Consider the following 637-nt stretch of genomic DNA (forward strand, 5'->3'; position numbering starts at 1 on the left):
GAACTTTTGTGATGATTTGCGTTGGTGTTGCACCCATGGATTGCGCAGCCTCAACCAAGCCAGTTGGTACTTCCAGCAATGCCCCTTCAATAAGACGAGCGACAAACGGAATCGCACCAATAGTCAGCGGAACGATTGCCGCAGTTGTACCAATGAAAGTGCCCACTAACATCTTAGTTACTGGAATGATCGCAACCATCAAAACGAGGAAAGGAACTGAGCGCCCAACGTTAACCACTGCACCAAGAATTCCGTTCAGTCTGGTGTTTTCTAGCAAGCCGCCTTTCTTAGTAATATGCAGAATCACCCCCAATGGAATGCCGACCGCAAAACCCACTACGCCAGCAACCGTGACCATGTAGATGGTTTCCCACGTAGCACCTAAAAGTAGTTTGCTGTTTAAACTTAGCCATTCAAAAATCGTATTAAAGGACATAACCAAGTACCTCTACTTTTACGTTGTGCTCGCGCAGATATTCAATTGCTGCACTGTCGTCTTGTTCATTACCAAACAGCTCTGCGACCATCATGCCGAACTTAACGCCGCCGGCGTAATCAAGATCGGAACTCAGAATGCTGACGTCGATGTTGTACTTACGTGAAATCTGCGACATCAACGGTGCATCTACGGTTGCGC

The 637-nt window shown here is 47.4% G+C and carries 2 protein-coding genes; both read right to left on the reverse strand.

Annotated elements, in window-relative coordinates; genetic code table 11:
- Positions 1 to 436 (reverse strand): methionine ABC transporter permease (locus R7093_RS26130; RefSeq protein ID WP_318147137.1); only part of this gene is annotated, 436 nt, incomplete at its 3' end.
- Positions 426 to 637 (reverse strand): NIL domain-containing protein (locus R7093_RS26135; protein WP_318147138.1); only part of this gene is annotated, 212 nt, incomplete at its 5' end. The genes R7093_RS26130 and R7093_RS26135, both read right to left, overlap by 11 nt.

It is taken from the genome of Vibrio sp. 1580 (assembly GCF_033340055.1).